This window comes from Bartonella senegalensis OS02 (assembly GCF_000312545.1).
Taxonomy (GTDB): domain Bacteria; phylum Pseudomonadota; class Alphaproteobacteria; order Rhizobiales; family Rhizobiaceae; genus Bartonella; species Bartonella senegalensis.
The window spans coordinates 1-1,189 of sequence record NZ_HE997553.1 but is presented as its reverse complement, the minus strand read 5'-3'; the positions used below and the strand labels follow the sequence as shown (position 1 = coordinate 1,189).

The following is a 1,189-nucleotide window of genomic DNA, read 5'->3' as shown; positions in this document are numbered from 1 at the left end:
GCATTTTGTCATTTATTAACTAAGAAGCGTTAGTTTAAAAACGCCTTATGAGTTTCTATCACTCAAACGGTTATGACCATGTTCTGTTATGCTTTTAATAAGCGTGCATATCTCTGCAACTCAAAACAAATTGCACCAAAACCCTGCTTGATTTAAATTGTGTGAAGCCCCCTCCCCCATACATATATTGTTAACCATGTAACCAAAACTGTTTAGTAAGTCAATGTTTATGGCAACAATATTCCCAGTTAATGCCTTAATACATCCATCAATAAGAGAGAATAAATTCTCTGCTCACCCCTATCCTGCACTCGATAACGCGCATAAATAAACTACAGATCATGCTCTTCATTTGCATCCCTTAGTCAAAAGTTATCATAGCAAACAATAAAGAAATCTCTTTTGAAGTCTTAAGACAACCACGCAAAACTCTTTTTATGGCCTTCTCATCAAGGAACTTTTCTCCAAAAGCAAATGATCTGAGTAACTTTGTAATAAAGAGTTTTGTCAGTCTTGTCAGTTCACTCTAGACCCTATAGCATTTTTTTCAAATGGTAAAAAATAAAAACATTATTTTTCAATTTTCAAGATACAACTTATTAAAACAGACATAACAAATAAATACAACTGTAAATATATATTTGTCAGTTTGTGTCTGTAAATTGAACTGACAAAAGTGATCATTTCAATGATTCATAAAACCTATCAAAATGATCATTCTGATGTTTTTAAACACGTAGTGCATTTATCTTGATTAACGCATCAAATAAATAGCAAATTTCACTACTGTGCTGATCTGACTTGCATCATAGGCTGTGGATACATAGCCTTTTAAAATCCCTTTTGAAAAAATTTATCCGTTTTTGTCCATTTTTCTGCATTTTTTTCTCAATTCATCCAAAATGGATTTAATAAGCTTCATTTGGATTCTTTTGAAGAGAATTAACCCTCTCATACCAAAATGGAGCTCTGTTATAATATGCTTCAATCTGTTAAGTCTGATAACAAACAAGTCACGCTACGCTCTCTCTTACAATCTTATCGTGATCAAGCAAAATCACCCCGTGAATTGGGAACGCTGTTTGAAAACCTTGTGAAGGATTATTTCTCTGAAGACCCCTTACAAAAGCAGGAATACGAAAAGGTTCAGACTTATTCGGAATGGGCTGAGGAGCATGATGAAGATAGG

At 33.6% G+C, this 1,189-nt stretch carries 1 protein-coding gene; it reads left to right on the top strand.

What is annotated here, in order from left to right:
- Positions 1-979 precede the first annotated feature (979 nt).
- Positions 980-1,189 (top strand): hypothetical protein (locus BN200_RS08350; RefSeq protein ID WP_034989466.1); only part of this gene is annotated, 210 nt, incomplete at its 3' end.